This window comes from Mycolicibacter senuensis (genome assembly GCF_003284925.1).
Classification (GTDB): Bacteria; Actinomycetota; Actinomycetes; order Mycobacteriales; family Mycobacteriaceae; genus Mycobacterium; species Mycobacterium algericum_A.
This window is the reverse complement of sequence record NZ_QMEX01000095.1, coordinates 1-14,305: the sequence shown is the minus strand read 5'-3', so window position 1 is coordinate 14,305 and position 14,305 is coordinate 1. Positions and strand designations below refer to the sequence as shown.

Below are 14,305 nucleotides of genomic sequence, written 5' to 3'. Positions count from 1 at the left end.
CAGAGTTCGGTGTGGCGAAGCACCCGGTCGTCGACCTCGGCGAGCCGGGCAGTGCAGTGCGCCACCTCGGCGTCGGCGGTCGCCAGCGCGGCCACCGCAGCGGCCCACTCGCCCGTCGGGCGTCCGGTGGGGGTGAAGTAGCGCGCGTATTCGGCGTCGATGCGTTCGATGAGAACGGGTTCGGTACCGCTGGGAGTGGCGGTGTCACCGGCGGCGACATCCAGCGCGCGAGACAGCGCGTCGCAGCCGGACAAATCCACCGCGGCCGTCGAGGCGGCCTGCAGCACCCGTTGTGCCTGCCACAGCCCGGTGTCCATGGTCTCGTCCAGCATGGCCCGGACCCGCTCGTGGGCCTCGTCACCGGTGAGCTGCTCCCGGCGGGGTTCCAACACCGTCAGCTGCGTGCGGGGCGCCTTATGGAAGCGTTTGTGGTAGACGAACCGGTAAGGGCCGGTGCTGATTTCGGCGGTGACTTCCGCGCCGACGTCGGCGTGGGTCGGCTTGACCTGTTTGACGTCCTTCTTGGCAGAGCGATCCTTGGACTCCAGCAGCAGGTCCAGCGCCTCGATCATCGAGGACTTGCCGATCTCATTGGCGCCGGCAACCACCACCACACCGTGATCAGGAAAGTCGATCTCGCGGTGCGCCACGCCGCGATAGTTGGTCAGGGTCAGCCGGTGCAGTCTCATGCCGCACCCCGGTCGACGAGCCGCAGCAACAGTGCCAGCGCGGCGTGGGCGTCATCGGCGCCGTCGGTGTCACCGGCGCGGGCGGCGGCCACCAGTTCTTCGACCGCGTCGGCGGCGAATCCACCGAGCCCGAGGTCGGTGAACTCCCCGTCGGCGGGCACCACCGCCAGGTCGGTGTGGCGGTTCCAGGTGCCCGCCCAGGCGAACAGCCGCGCATACCGGTCCAGGCAGGCGTCGAGGGCGGCCCGGTCGGTGACGCTGAGCGAGCCCGTCAGCGCCAACTGCACCACGGTGCGGTCCTTGTCGGGCAGCTGGTCGAGGTTGATGTCCAAGTCGGCGACGTCGCGGCCGGTGTCCAGTTGGCGGTGCAGCGTGATGAACCGCCACCTGCCCACCCGGTGGGACTCGACGCTGACCGCGCCGCTGGTCTCGTCGATGTCGACGGTCAGCACGTGGCCGGGGTCGGGTTCGATGTCGTCGTAGTTGGTGACTTCCGGTGAGCCGGAGTACCAGATCCGGCCGGTGGCACCGACCCGGGTACGGGAGTGCTTGTCCCCCAAGGCGACGTAGCGAATCACGCCGCGGCCCAGCGCGTCCTCCAGCGCGGCGAGCCGGATTAGCGCCGGGTTGGTCGGGTCGGGGTCGAGCACGTCGACGCCGCCGTGGGCCAGCAGGATCCGGGTGGTGCCGTCGGCGGCCAGGCCCTCTAGCGCCGCGGCCGCCAAGTCGCAGGTGGGCCGCTTGGCGGGCCACGGTGCGGCGACGATCTCGACCCCGGGGCGCACCTGATGCGCCCCGGCGGCGTCGAGGACGACGACGTTGTCGGGGCGTTCGGCGGTGAACAACGCACTGGTGTAGACCGATGCGGCGTTGAGCGGGTCGTGGTTTCCGGGCAGCAGGAACACCGGAATCCCGATGGTGCGCATGGCTTCCAGTGATTGACTGACGACCTCGGGGGCGAGCTGATTGTCATCGAACACATCCCCGGCGACGACGACGAACTCTGCACCCGTCTGCGCGGCGAGCGCGCCGAGGCCGGCCACCGCGTCGCGCCTGGCCGCCGAATAGCGCGGCTGAGCGTCACCGGCCAGAAAGTGCCGGGTCATGCCGAGCTGCCAGTCGGCGGTGTGCAGGAATCGCATGTCTGTCGTCCTTTCACCTGGCTGGGGCCGGGCACCGCGAGTGTATGGCCGTCCACCGACAAGTCCGCGGACCCTGATCGGCAGGTCTCGGCGTGCGGGGACGACGCCGGTCCCGCACGTCACACTCGACACATCCGTCACGCCGCGGGCGCAGGTGGGCCGTCCGCAACGGCCGGCGCCGGCGACGTCGCGCCGCTCACCTCACCGGCCGCGCTGGCCTAACCTTGGGCGGATGAACGCCGCACCGCGCACGCTGATCCTGCTTCGCCACGCCAAGTCGGACTATCCGCCCGGGGTCGCCGACCATGACCGGCCGCTAGCCAAACGCGGGATACGCGAGGCCGGACTGGCCGGGGACTGGTTACGCGCCAACGCGCCGACCATCGACCGGGTGCTCTGCTCGACGGCCACCCGTACCCGAAACACCCTGGAGCGCACCGGCATCGACGCTGCCGTCAGCTATCTCGACGAGCTCTATGACGCCATGCCCGGAACCGTCATCGCCGCGATCAACACCGTCGGTCACGACGTCGGCACCCTGCTGGTGATCGGCCACGAGCCGACGATGTCAAGCGTCGCGCTGGGGCTCGCGGGTGCAGCGGGCACCGACGCCGCTGTTGCCCAACAGATCTCGGAGAAGTTCCCGACGTCGGGCATAGCGGTGTTACGCGTCAGCGGTGGCTGGGCGGACGTGGAGCCGGGGTCAGGGGCGCTCGTCGGGTTTCACGTGCCGCGTTAGCTTCACCTCAGCGCTTGGGTTCGCAAGCCAAGCCGTCGCCGTCGCGATCAAGCCTCGACGAGTAGGCATCGTCCCCTTCGGGGATGTTGTACCGGCCGTCGGCGTGGGCTTCGGAGCAGTTCTGGTACGGCGGGCCGGCCGAGACAGCCGGCGCGAGAACAACGCCAATGGCCGCTGTGCTCGCGGCTACCGCGGCGAGAAAAAGGTGACGCTTCATGGCAGCTGACTGTAGCGGTCCCGCACCCCCGCGACGCAGGATTCGGCGAGGGCACAGCAATCCAAGCGGACTGGTGCGCGCGCGACCAGGAGACGGGCTTCGCCGGCTTGACCGGTAGGCGGATCCAGACGCCGTCAAGACCGTCCCGACCGGGAGTTGTCGCTCGAAGCCGGGCACATGCGGCGCGACCAAGCGATACGGCGCCAGACCGCTACATCACCGCGCCTACGAATTCGTCTGCAGCGTCAGTTCCATCAGCTTGATGGCCTGCTCGCACGCATCGATACCGGGCGCCTGCGGGTTCACCCACCAGCCGACCACGCCGGCGGCGTCACTGGCCACCCCGCACGCACCGTTGGGATCAGCCGGACGCATCACGATCGACGGCACGCCCACGATCGACTTGTTCTCGATCTGATACTGCAAGAACTCGGCGACCTTGCGTTCGTTGTCCAGGCTGCCCTGCTCGAACCAGAACCGGGTGATGTCGATCAGCCCGGCCGGGTTGGCCGCCTGCCAGCGGCAGATCGCGCCGACGAAGGTGCTCTGGATGTCCAGCGGATCCGCCCCCACCGTCTTGGCCAGGATGTCGGTGGTCAGCACCTCGCACTCCTTGAGCAGGTTGGGGTACTGCCGTTCGGAGTTGTTGTTGCGCTGGGTGTCACCGGCGCCGGCCTTGACCGCGGTGCCGCCGACCTCACGGGAGCAGCCCGTCAAGCTGATCATCACCGCCAACACGCAGGCGGCACTGGCGAGAATCCGGCGGCTCATTTGGCGTTCGCAATCGACTGGCGGGTCAGTTCCTTGGCGACGTCGCACGGGTCCGGGAACGGTTTCTGCGCGAAACTGACCGACCACTCGATGAAGTCGTCCTTGAACTGGATCCCGATCTCACACAGGTTGTCGCCCATCGTCGGCGCGGTGCCGATCGCGATGAAGCCGCTGTGGCCGTCGATGTTGATGTCCTCCACCGACGTGCGCGACACCTCTTCGGTCTTGCGTTCCCGCCCGATCGGGCTGCCCCGATACCAGGAGAAGGAGAAGTGCGGGCCCATAATGCCGCCGCGGGCCAGCCACTGGCAGCCCGCCGAGTTCTGTGCGGTGTTCACCAGCCCGGACACCCGGGTCAGGTTGGTGACGGTCTCGTCGCTCACGCCCCCGCACTGCGGGAACAACGGCCCGTGGGTGCTCTGATCGGACTTCGACGCCGGCGACTCGCCGGACTGGGCGTCGGTCGAGCCGGAGTCAGAACACCCGGCGACCATCGGAATCACGGCAGCGACCGCCAAGGCCGGGACCGTCAGTTTGAGCCGCACACGATGCACTGTAGCGGCACCACCGGCCACCAACCACGACACACCGGGTGACCAGTGGCTTTGTGTCGCGCCGCGACCGTCGCTGCCGCGGCCGGTGCACCCCGGTGTGCGACAGTAACCCCATGCTTCTGGCGCTGCTGCGCTGCTACATCAAGCCGTACCGGTGGCCGGTCGCGGCGCTGATGACGCTGCAGCTGATCAGCACGCTGGCCTCGCTGTACCTGCCGACCCTCAACGCCTCGATCATCGACGACGGGGTGGTGCGCGGCGACACCGCCGTCATCACCCGGCTGGGCGCGGTGATGCTGGCGGTCACCGGCCTGCAGGTGATGTGCGCGGTGGCGGCGGTCTACTTCGGTGCGCGCACCGGCACCGGTTTCGGCCGGGATCTGCGCCGGGCGGTGTTCACCCGGGTCATCGGGTTCTCCGAGCGCGAGACCACCCGGTTCGGCACGCCGACGCTGCTGACCCGCACCACCAACGACGTCCGCCAGATCCAGCTGGTGGTGCAGTTGGGCGCGACCGTGCTGGTCGCCGCGCCGATCATGAGCATCGGCGGACTGCTGATGGCGCTGCACCAGGACGGCGGGCTGGCCTGGCTGCTGGCGGTGGCCGTGCCGGTGCTGGCCGGGGCCAACTACGCGATCGTGGTGAAGATGCTGCCGCTGTTTCGCCGCATGCAGATGCTGATCGACAACATCAACCGGGTGCTGCGCGACCAGCTCACCGGGATCCGGGTGATTCGGGCGTTCGCCCGCGAGGCCCACGAGCAAGACCGGTTCGCCCGCGCCAACCACGCCCTGTCGGACACCTCGCTGGCCGTCGGGAACCTGCAAGCTCTGATGCTGCCGGCCACCACACTGATCATCAACGCCTCCAGCGTCGCGCTGATCTGGTTCGGCGGCCTGCGCATCGACGCCGGACACATGCAAGTCGGCTCGCTGATCGCCTTCCTGTCCTATTTCATGCAGATCCTGATGGCGGTGCTGATGGCCACCATGGTGGTGGCGATCCTGCCGCGCGCCTCGGTGTGCGCCGAGCGGATCACCGAGGTGCTGTCCACCGAGCCGACGATCGCCACGCCGGCGCACCCGGTGACACCGGCTGTCGCCACCGGCGAGGTCCGGCTTGCCGGGGTGGGTTTCCGCTATCCCGGCGCCGACCGGGCGGTGCTGCGCGACGTGTCCTTTGTTGCGTCGCCCGGGACGACCACCGCGATCGTCGGCTCCACCGGGTCGGGGAAATCCACGCTGGTGTCGCTGATCTGCCGGCTGCGCGACGTCACCGAGGGCGCGGTGCTCATCGACGGCGTGGACGTGCGCGACCGCGACCCCGAACAATTGTGGTCGGGCATCGGGCTGGTGCCGCAACGCGGCTACCTGTTCTCCGGCACCGTCGCCGACAACCTGCGCTACGGCGCCCCGGCCGGCACATCGGTCAGCGATGAGCAGCTGTGGGAGGCGTTGCGGGTGGCCGCCGCCGACGATTTCGTGGCCGCACACCGTGACGGGCTGGCGATGCCGGTGGCCCAGGGCGGCATCAACCTGTCCGGGGGGCAGCGGCAACGGCTGGCGATCGCCCGGGCGGTGATCCGCCGGCCTTCGATCTATCTGTTCGACGACGCGTTCTCCGCACTGGACACCCACACCGATGCCGCGGTGCGCGCCGCCCTGGCAGAGGTCGCCGCCGCGGCGACGGTGATCATCGTGGCGCAACGGATCTCGACGGTCACCCGGGCCGATCAGGTGATCGTCGTCGACGACGGGCGGGTGGTCGGCGCCGGCACCCACCAGCGGCTGCTGGCCGAGTGCCCCGCCTACGCCGAGCTCGCCGAATCCCAGTCCTTGGCAGGTGAGCCGGCGTGACGGACCCGGTGATGGATCCGGCCGCACGAGCCGCCGATTTCTCGGTGACCGCGATGCGGCTGGTGCGCCGGATGGGCCCGCAGCGCCGGTTGATCGCCGCGGTGATCGGTTTGTCGCTGGCCGGTATCGCGATCGGGGTGGCCGGGCCGCGGATCCTGGGGCACGCCACCGACCTGATCTTCAACGGGGTGATCGGCCGCGGCCTGCCCGCGGGCATGAGCAAGCAGCAGGCGATCGAGGCCGCCCGGGCCGCCGGCAACGGCACCTATGCCGACATGCTGTCCGGGATGGACGTGGTGCCCGGCGCCGGCGTCGACTTCGCCGCGGTGGCACGCACCCTGGCGCTGGCGATGGGACTGTATCTGCTCGGCGCGGTGATGATCGGTACCCAGGCCCGGCTGCTCAACGTGATCCTGCAGCGCACGCTGCGCACGTTGCGCCGCGACGTCGAGGACAAGGTGCACCGGTTGCCGTTGCGCTACTTCGACACCCAGCGCCGCGGTGAGCTGCTGAGCCGGGTCACCAACGACGTCGACAACACCGCCACGTCGGTGTCGATGACGGTCAGTCAGCTGTTCAGCTCGGTGCTGACCGTGCTGGTGGTGCTGGCGATGATGCTGTCCATCTCGCCGCTGCTGGCCGCGGTCACGCTGCTGGGGGTGCCGGTGTCGCTGCTGGCGGTGCGGTGGATCACCCGGCGTTCGCAACGACTGTTCGCCGCGCAGTGGGCTGCCACCGGGCGGCTCAACGCCCACCTGGAGGAGACCTACAGCGGCTTCACACTGGTGCGCACATTCGGCCACCGCGACTGGGCGCAGCAGCGCTTCGATGAGCACAACAACGAGCTGTACCGGGCCGGGTTCGGCGCCCAGTTCTTCTCCGGTCTGGTGGCACCGGCCACCGGGCTGGTCGGCAACCTCGGCTACGTGGCGGTCGCGGTGATCGGCGGCTTTCAGGTGGCGACCGGCCAGATCACCCTGGGCAGCATCCAGGCGTTCATCGCCTACGTGCGGCAGTTCAACCAGCCACTGGGCAACCTGGCGGGCATGTACAACACCCTGCTGTCCGGGGCGGCCAGCGCCGAGCGGGTGTTCGCCTTCCTCGACGAACCCGAGGAGCCGGCGGCACCGCCGTCGGTCAAGTCGCTCAACGGTTCCGGCGGGCGCGTCGAGTTCCGCGACGTCAGCTTCGGCTACCGGCCCGGTGTCCCGGTGATCGAAGACCTGTCACTGCGCATCGAGCCGGGCAGCACGGTGGCGATCGTCGGGCCGACCGGGGCCGGCAAGACCACGCTGGTCAACCTGCTGATGCGCTTCTACGAGGTGGACCGCGGGCAGATCCTGATCGACGGGGTGGACATCGCAGACGTGGACCGCGCCGCGCTGCGGTCGTCGATCGGGATGGTGCTGCAGGACACCTGGCTGTTCACCGGCACCATCGCCGACAACATCGGCTACGGCCGCCCCGACGCCACCGAGGACGAGGTGCTCGCGGCCGCGCGCGCCGCCCACGTCGACGCCTTCGTGCGCACCCTGCCGAAGGGCTATGCCACCCGGGTCAGCGACGACGGCGCCGGCATCAGCGCCGGGGAGAAACAGCTGATCACCATCGCGCGGGCCTTCCTGGCCCGCCCGCAACTGCTGATCCTCGACGAGGCGACCAGCTCGGTGGACACCCGCACCGAACTGCTGATCCAGCGGGCGATGCGCGAATTGCGCCGGGACCGCACGAGTTTCATCATCGCCCACCGACTGTCCACGATCCGCGACGCCGATGTGATCCTGGTGATGCAGGCCGGCCGCATCGTCGAACAGGGCACTCACGCCGAGCTGCTGGCCCGCCGCGGGGCGTACTGGGCGATGGCCGAGGACAGTTGAGAATTCGGGTCAGATCCCCCATTGCTGACCAGTGGTCACCGGCGTAGATTCGTGCCCGAAGCAGGCCCGGTCGTGACCGATCCGAAGAGCTGGTCCAGTGGGTGGAAGCCAGCCGCGCAGGAAGTGTGAGACGCCCCCCACGTCCTTCCGGGCCTGCCCCATGTCTCGCCGATCAGCCCTTGACGTGCAGCACCTCGGCGAGTGCACGTCGCGGTGTCGGCTCCGGCACCTTCTCCAGCGCCGGTGTGCCGCCGATCCGGATCAGGACCTGCGGTAGGTCATCGCGACCGGCCACCCCGGCCAGCATGGCCCGCCCGGCCGGCACCTCGGTCACATGCGTCACCGGGCAGGCGGCCAAGCCCGCCATGGTGCATTCCAGCAGCACCGCCGAGAGCGCCTCGCCGCAGGCCAGCGTGTCCGACGGATTGTCGGTGGCCGTCGACAGCAGCACGATCGTTGCGTGGTCGTCGCCGACCTCGACACGACGCTCCCGATTACGGGTGACCGGGAAGGCGCGCCCGATGTCGACCCGGTCGCTTTCGGCGGCCGACACCAGCGCGCTCTGCGGAATCCCATCCCGGACCTCGAACGGTGCCGTCCACCAGTTGATTTCGGCATGATATGCCGCGTCGTAGAGTCGCAGCGCCTCGGAGAGCTGGGACACCTCGGCCAGCTTGGAGCGCACCTCGTCGCCGAGCACGCACAGCCGCACCGGATCGTCGACACTGCCACGCAGCACCGCCTCGAACGGCTCCCAGTTGCTCGGTGCCATGAACGGCAGCCGATCAGTGCGCCGCAGCAGGATCGCGTTGGCCCGATAGCGCTGCACATCGCTGACGCGCCCGCCGGGGGTGAAGCCGATCGAGGCCAGGTGGTCCGGCCGCTGCGCATCCGGGAACCGCTCCACCTCGGCTGTCCAGCCGGCGGCGGCCATCGCCACCCGCAGGTGATCGAGCACCGCGCCGCAACTGATCAACGCCTCGCGCGCCGACTGATCGCCGTGCACCGCTCGAGTCGGTTCCAAAAACAATTCCAGTCGGCCGCGCTCGGCAACCCATCGCCACGGCTGGCTGTTGTGCAGCGACGGCGCCCGGCATGCCAGCCGCACCGCTTCGGTGAGAACCTCGAGATCGACCATCGTGTCCGGCATCAGCCACCTCCAACCGTTGCCTCCAGGCTCCCAGTCCCGGTGCAGCCGCGACAGGGGCCGTTGGTCACCGGCCGGTCGGCGTTGGTCCGCAGCCCGCGTCCGTCGTCGCCGATTGCCGACCATGTCGTCAGCTGCCCGCCGCACAGCGACAAATTAACGCGTTGTCGCTACGAGGCGGGCAAAAATCATGCGCCCCCGAGCCGGGACGGACAGCGCTCAGGCCGGTGCAGCGCGCCGAACCCGGAACACGCTGACCTCGCCCTTGATGCCTTTGAGGTGTCGCGCCCCGGCGAACGACCAGCGGAAGGCGTCGTCATCGGCGAGGGCCGCCTGCACCGGCCCGGCGACCAGCACCGACCCGGGACGCGCCGCCCCGGTCACCCGGCTGGCCAGATTCACCGGGCTGCCGAACCAGTCCCCGACCCGGCTCACCGCCTCCCCCGCCGCGACACCGGCACGCAGCCGCGGCAGGCTCTCATCGGCCGCGGCCGCCTCGACCAGCCGCAGCACCGCATCGACCAGGGGCGCCGGCTCCGGGCACACGAACATCACCGCGTCGCCGATGGTCTTGATGAACCGCACCGGCGGAACGGCGATCTCCCGCGCCAGCCCCGTCAGCCGCTCGGCGAGCTGGACCAGTTCCTCGGGCGGGACCAGCTCGCCGAGCCGGGTGAAGCCCACCAGGTCGGCGAACGCGACGGTGATGTGCCGCGCACCAGGCAGGGGTGCGCCCGCGGCCCGCTCCCCGGCGTTGACGGCGTCGGTGTCGAACTGATGACGCAGCTGCATCAGCAACATGTCCTCCACGAACGGGCCCAGCAGCGGCGCCAGCCGGCCCACCAGCTCCTGGGAGCGTTGCGCGATCTGCAGCTCGGTGGCACCCGGCTCCACGATGGCCGCCAGCATCGCCGCACGCATCGGGTCGACGGCGTGCGCCAACCCGTCGGCCAGCACCCGCAGCGTCTGCAGGGCGTGCTCGACATCGATGCCCGCCTCGATGAATCGCCGCGCGTGCACCGCGATGTTGCCGTCGGCGCGCATCTGCACCGCCGCATCGGGATCGTCCACCCAGGGCAGCCCGACCGCGCGCTGCAGGCGCTGCAGCAGCTCGAGGTCCACTCCGGCGGATTCGCTGATCTCACGCGCCGAGACGTAGCTGCCGTCGTCACCGATCAGCCGCCGCGACGCCAACAGCATCGGGGACGCGGAGACGCGGATCTCCTCGGCGCTGATGCCCTGCCCCAGCAGCCATTCGATCAGTTCGGCGCGTTCGGCCCGCGCGTCACCGTCGAGCCCGTCGAGCAGGTCTTCGATCTGGGGATCAGCCACGCCCGCAAACGTATCTCCCGGCAGACTGTCGGTGTGGCTGAAGTCTTCGACTCCCTGACCGACGAAAGGTTGCGGGCCCGCAACACCATCAAGTGGAACCACTACGACCCCGACGTGCTGCCGCTGTGGATCGCCGAGATGGACTTCCCCACCGCGCCGGCGGTGCTCGACGGGGTGCGGGCCTGGGCATCCGACGAGGAGTTCGGTTATCCGGCGCTGGGCTCGCCCGACCTTCCGGTGGCGACCGCGCGCTGGTGCGAGCAGCGTTACGGCTGGGCCGTGCGGCCCGAGTGGGTGCGCACCGTGCCCGACGTCCTCAAGGGCATGGAAGTGGTCATCGCGTTTCTCACCCGCCCGGAGAGCCCGGTGGCGCTGCCGGTGCCGGCCTACATGCCGTTCTTCGACCTGCTGCAGGTCTCCGGGCGGCAGCGAGTGGAGATCCCGATGTTGCAGCAGGATTCCGGACGCTACGTGATCGATCTGGATGCGCTGGACGCCGCGTTCGCCGCCGGCGCCGGGTCGCTCGTCCTGTGCAATCCGAACAATCCGCTGGGCACCGCGTTCACCGCCGCCGAGATCAGCGCGATCGTCGAGATCGCCGCGCCTCACGGGGCCAGGGTGATCGCCGACGAGATCCACGCACCGCTGGTCTACGACGGCCGCCACGTGCCCGCCGCCTCGGTCTCCGAGGCCGCCGCCGACACCGTCGTCACGCTGATGTCGGCCTCCAAGGGCTGGAACCTGCCCGGTCTGATGTGCGCCCAGGTGATCCTGACCAACCAGCGCGACGTCGACGCGTGGCGCCGCATCAACATGCTGCACGTCATGGGCGCTGCCACCGTCGGCATCCGCGCCAACATCGCCGCCTACCGCCACGGCGCCGACTGGCTCGACGGCTTGCTGACCTACCTGCGGGCCAACCGCGACCACCTGAGCAAGGTGCTGCCCGCGGCGGTGCCGGGACTGCGGGTCAACCGGCCCGAGGCCACCTACCTGGCCTGGGTTGACTTCCGGGAATTGACGCTGCCCGCCGAGCCGGCCGACTACCTGCTGGCCAACGCACGCGTGGCATTGAGTCCGGGCATCCCGTTCGGGGCCGGGCCCGGCTTTGCGCGGCTGAACTTCGGCACCACCCGAGCGATCCTGGACCGGGCCATCGACGCGATGGCCGGCGCGCTCAACGGCTAGGCGCCGTAGCGGGCGGCATATTCACCCGGGGTGCAGCCCAGCATCAAACGGAAATCGTTGACGAAGTGCGGCTGGTCATACCAGCCGAGCCGCACCGCCAGATCGGCGAAATCCGTCGCGGGACGGGTCTCGATCTCCAGCGCCGCCTGCTGAAGCCGGTAGCGGCACAGCACCCACTTCACCGGCACCCCGACGTAGCGTCGGAACACCCGCTGCGTGGTGCGGGTACTCCAGGGCGAGATGTCCATCACCTGTTCGACGCGGCGCAGACCGTCATCGTCGCGAATCCGGTCCACCAGGGTGCGCAATGCCCGGTAGGTACGGTCCGGCTCGGGCGCCGCGGCGGCGATCAGCCCATCGAGGGCGGCCGAGACCGCGGCAACATCCTCGTCGAGAACCCATGGCTCGCCGGCCAATTCGGTGTGCGCCGCCACGACCTTGTCGGTGACCGCGCCGGCGTCGCGCCCGAACCGCGCGGCGTAGCCGCCGGGCCGGAACCGGGCGCCGACCACCGCGCCGCACCCGCTGATCCGGGTCTGGAACACCCGCGTGACGACGCCGTGCACCAGCGTCGCCGGCAGCCGGTGGCCGTGCCGCAGCTGATCGGTCCCCCACTCGTGGGTCAGGTGCACCGCCGGGAAGGTGATCACCGCGTTGTCGTGCGGATCGCGGCCGCGCAGATCCCAGCGGACCGACCAGAAATGCTCGACGAATTCGTCGTTCGGCGGTGTCGGAGCCCAACGGGTCAGATCGAAAGCCGACGTCGAACCGGCACGGCCCACCACGCCAAGCTGCGCCTGCGTTGTCGTGTTTTTACAAGATCGCACCCCGCCGAGGGTACGAAACTCGGGGCCATGACCGTCAATCCGATTCCCCCGGGCTACACCAGCCTGACCCCGTTCCTGTGCGTCGGCCGCGCCGCAGACGCGATCGACTTCTACACCGCGGTGTTCGGCGCCACCGTTATCGACCGCATGGACGGACCGGACGGCACCGTTGCGCACGCCGAACTCGACTTCGGCAACGGCCGGCTGCAGCTGTCGGATCCGCAGCCGGACTACCGACTGACCGCGCCCGGCGAGGACTGTGACGTGGTCACCCACTCGATGGCGCTGTACTGCCCCGATGTCGACGCCGTCGTCGCCAGCGCCGCGCAGGCCGGTGCCGTCATCCGCGAACCTGCACAGACCTTCGTCACCGGGGACCGGTTCGCCTCGATCCGCGACCCGTTCGGGCAACGCTGGACCGTGATGACCCGCGTCGAGGACATCTCACCCGCCGAGCGGGACCGGCGACTGTCGCAGTGGGCCGAGCAGGGCCGCTGAGCGCCAGCCGCTACGGTGGCGACATGTCCTGCGTGTTCTGCGCCGTGGTGGCCGGTGACGCCCCGGCCGTGCGGATCTTCGAAGACGACGACTACCTGGCGTTCCTCGACATCCGGCCGTTCACCCGCGGCCACACCCTGGTGATCCCCAAACGGCATTTCGTTGACCTGACCGACACCCCGGCGCCCACCCTGGCCGGCATGGTCGCGGTCGGTCAGCGGGTTGCCCGGGCGGCTCGGGCGTCCGGGCTGCACGCCGATGGCAACAACCTGGCGATCAACGACGGCAAGGCGGCGTTTCAGAGCGTGTTCCACATCCACCTGCACGTGGTGCCGCGCCGAAGCGGCGACAAGCTGTCCTTCGCCAAGGGCATGCTGGTGCGCCGCGATCCCGACCGCGAGCACACCGGGGAGCTGCTGCGCGCGGCGGTGGCACGGTTGGACGCTGCTGCGCCAGACTGAGTCATGGACATTTCCAGCTGGGTCGAGGATCAACTCGGGGTGCGACTGCTGCGGCTGCACGACAAGCTGTATCAGGGCAGCAACGGACGGATCGGGCACCGGTTTCCCGGCCTCCCGCCCAGCCTGCTGTTGCACACCGTCGGCGCCAAGACCGGCCAGGCCCGCACCAATTCACTGACCTACGCCCGAGACGGGGACAGCTACCTGATCGTCGCGTCGATGGGCGGGGCGCCGCGCTCTCCCGGCTGGTACCACAATCTCAAGGCGCACCCGGACGTCGAGATCAATGTCGGGCCGCGACGCTTGGCCGTCACGGCGCGGCCGGTGCTGCCCGGCGACCCCGACTATGCCCGGCTGTGGCAGATCGTCAACGCCAACAACGCCCACCGTTATGAGGCCTACCAGCGGCGCACCTCCCGGCTGATCCCGGTGGTGGTCTTGGCACCCAGGGTCGCGTCCACTTAACCGTCCGTGTTTCTGCCTGCGGATTCCACTTGTCCGTTGTTCAGTGCTTGCTTAGGTAGTACTTTGGCTGGACCACGCTGTCGCGCGTGGGCCTACGGGCAGGCTTCGCCCTCGATCTAGGCAAGGTGGGCGATGCGCCGACGTAATTCAAAGCCAAGTCACCGGCGCCGGACCCGCACCGCGATCGGCGCCGTGCTGGCCGCCGGCGCCATCGGCGGGACGTTCGGGCTCGGCCCCGTCGCTCCCGCACCGTCGGCGCACGCCGATGCGGACCTGGACTGGCTCATCGACCTGTTCACGCCGGGGGTGGCCGCCGACTCCGACCCATTCGACGCCGCGGCACTGTTCGACCAGTTGATCTACGACCCGCTGCACGCCCAACTCCAGGCCTGGATCACCAGCCCCTTCGGCGAACAGATCAACGACGGCATCAACCAGCTGCTCGGGTCCTACGTGATCGGCAACGGTCTCGACGGGACGGCGGAGAACCCCAACGGCGGCGCCGGCGGCCTGTGGTTCGGCGACGGCGGCAACGGCTACGA

At 69.6% G+C, this 14,305-nt stretch carries 15 protein-coding genes and 1 pseudogene; 8 read left to right on the top strand and 8 right to left on the bottom strand.

What is annotated here, in order from left to right; all coding sequences use genetic code 11:
• Together DQP56_RS17725 and DQP56_RS17720 are read right to left on the bottom strand one after the other, a co-directional pair.
• The coding region (locus DQP56_RS17725) for an AAA family ATPase (RefSeq protein ID WP_165825058.1) at positions 1–689 on the bottom strand (689 nt) is incomplete at its 3' end.
• Positions 686–1,831: a metallophosphoesterase family protein gene (locus tag DQP56_RS17720; protein WP_112687610.1), complete on the bottom strand. Its 1,146-nt coding sequence runs from the start codon at positions 1,829–1,831 to the stop codon at positions 686–688. The genes DQP56_RS17720 and DQP56_RS17725, both read right to left, overlap by 4 nt.
• A gap of 232 nt (positions 1,832–2,063) precedes the next feature.
• Between DQP56_RS17720 and DQP56_RS17715 the strand changes: the two genes are divergently transcribed.
• Positions 2,064–2,570 carry a SixA phosphatase family protein gene (locus tag DQP56_RS17715; RefSeq protein ID WP_112687608.1) on the top strand — a complete coding sequence of 169 codons (507 nt, stop codon included), beginning with the start codon at positions 2,064–2,066 and terminating at the stop codon, positions 2,568–2,570.
• Positions 2,571–2,577: 7 nt separating this feature from the next.
• Here the strand turns inward: DQP56_RS17715 and DQP56_RS17710 are convergent, their stop codons facing one another.
• The 3 genes from DQP56_RS17710 to DQP56_RS17700 form a co-directional block, all read right to left on the bottom strand.
• Positions 2,578–2,787 (bottom strand): excalibur calcium-binding domain-containing protein, encoded by a 210-nt coding sequence (locus tag DQP56_RS17710; protein ID WP_112687606.1) that lies wholly within the window; start codon positions 2,785–2,787, stop codon positions 2,578–2,580.
• A gap of 225 nt (positions 2,788–3,012) precedes the next feature.
• Positions 3,013–3,558: a DUF3558 domain-containing protein gene (locus DQP56_RS17705; protein ID WP_112687604.1), complete on the bottom strand. Its 546-nt coding sequence runs from the start codon at positions 3,556–3,558 to the stop codon at positions 3,013–3,015.
• Positions 3,555–4,052 carry a DUF3558 domain-containing protein gene (locus DQP56_RS17700; protein ID WP_234825714.1) on the bottom strand — a complete coding sequence of 166 codons (498 nt, stop codon included), beginning with the start codon at positions 4,050–4,052 and terminating at the stop codon, positions 3,555–3,557. The genes DQP56_RS17705 and DQP56_RS17700 overlap by 4 nt, the downstream gene beginning before the upstream one ends.
• A gap of 173 nt (positions 4,053–4,225) precedes the next feature.
• On the opposite strand from DQP56_RS17700, the gene DQP56_RS17695 reads away from it, so the two are divergent.
• Positions 4,226–5,968 carry an ABC transporter ATP-binding protein gene (locus tag DQP56_RS17695; protein ID WP_112687600.1) on the top strand — a complete coding sequence of 581 codons (1,743 nt, stop codon included), beginning with the start codon at positions 4,226–4,228 and terminating at the stop codon, positions 5,966–5,968.
• A gap of 11 nt (positions 5,969–5,979) precedes the next feature.
• The gene (locus DQP56_RS17690; protein ID WP_112687614.1) at positions 5,980–7,845 is read left to right on the top strand and encodes an ABC transporter ATP-binding protein; all 1,866 of its coding nucleotides are present in this window, start codon (positions 5,980–5,982) and stop codon (positions 7,843–7,845) included.
• A gap of 172 nt (positions 7,846–8,017) precedes the next feature.
• On the opposite strand, the gene DQP56_RS17685 is transcribed toward DQP56_RS17690, so the two are convergent.
• Entirely contained in the window at positions 8,018–8,995 is a 978-nt protein-coding gene (locus tag DQP56_RS17685; protein ID WP_112687598.1) for an Acg family FMN-binding oxidoreductase, read from the bottom strand.
• 216 nt (positions 8,996–9,211) lie between these two features.
• Complete coding sequence (locus DQP56_RS17680; RefSeq protein WP_112687596.1) at positions 9,212–10,324, bottom strand: adenylate/guanylate cyclase domain-containing protein; 1,113 nt, start codon at positions 10,322–10,324, stop codon at positions 9,212–9,214.
• A 33-nt stretch (positions 10,325–10,357) separates the two neighbouring features.
• On the opposite strand from DQP56_RS17680, the gene DQP56_RS17675 reads away from it, so the two are divergent.
• Positions 10,358–11,512, top strand: a complete 1,155-nt coding sequence (locus DQP56_RS17675; RefSeq protein WP_112687594.1) for a MalY/PatB family protein — start codon at positions 10,358–10,360, stop codon at positions 11,510–11,512.
• On the opposite strand, the gene DQP56_RS17670 is transcribed toward DQP56_RS17675, so the two are convergent.
• Positions 11,509–12,339: a helix-turn-helix domain-containing protein gene (locus DQP56_RS17670; protein ID WP_165825057.1), complete on the bottom strand. Its 831-nt coding sequence runs from the start codon at positions 12,337–12,339 to the stop codon at positions 11,509–11,511. The genes DQP56_RS17675 and DQP56_RS17670 overlap by 4 nt on opposite strands.
• 27 nt (positions 12,340–12,366) lie before the next feature.
• Here DQP56_RS17670 and DQP56_RS17665 point away from each other — a divergent pair, with 27 nt between their 5' ends.
• The 4 genes and pseudogenes from DQP56_RS17665 to DQP56_RS25615 form a co-directional block, all read left to right on the top strand.
• A complete protein-coding gene (locus tag DQP56_RS17665) occupies positions 12,367–12,837 on the top strand; it encodes a VOC family protein (protein WP_112687590.1) in 471 nt (156 codons plus the stop codon).
• Between the two features lie 23 nt (positions 12,838–12,860).
• Positions 12,861–13,298, top strand: a complete 438-nt coding sequence (locus DQP56_RS17660) for an HIT family protein (protein ID WP_112687612.1) — start codon at positions 12,861–12,863, stop codon at positions 13,296–13,298.
• A gap of 3 nt (positions 13,299–13,301) precedes the next feature.
• Complete coding sequence (locus tag DQP56_RS17655; protein ID WP_112687588.1) at positions 13,302–13,763, top strand: nitroreductase family deazaflavin-dependent oxidoreductase; 462 nt, start codon at positions 13,302–13,304, stop codon at positions 13,761–13,763.
• 132 nt (positions 13,764–13,895) lie between these two features.
• A pseudogene (locus DQP56_RS25615) lies at positions 13,896–14,305 on the top strand (PGRS repeat-containing protein); the annotation flags it as partial.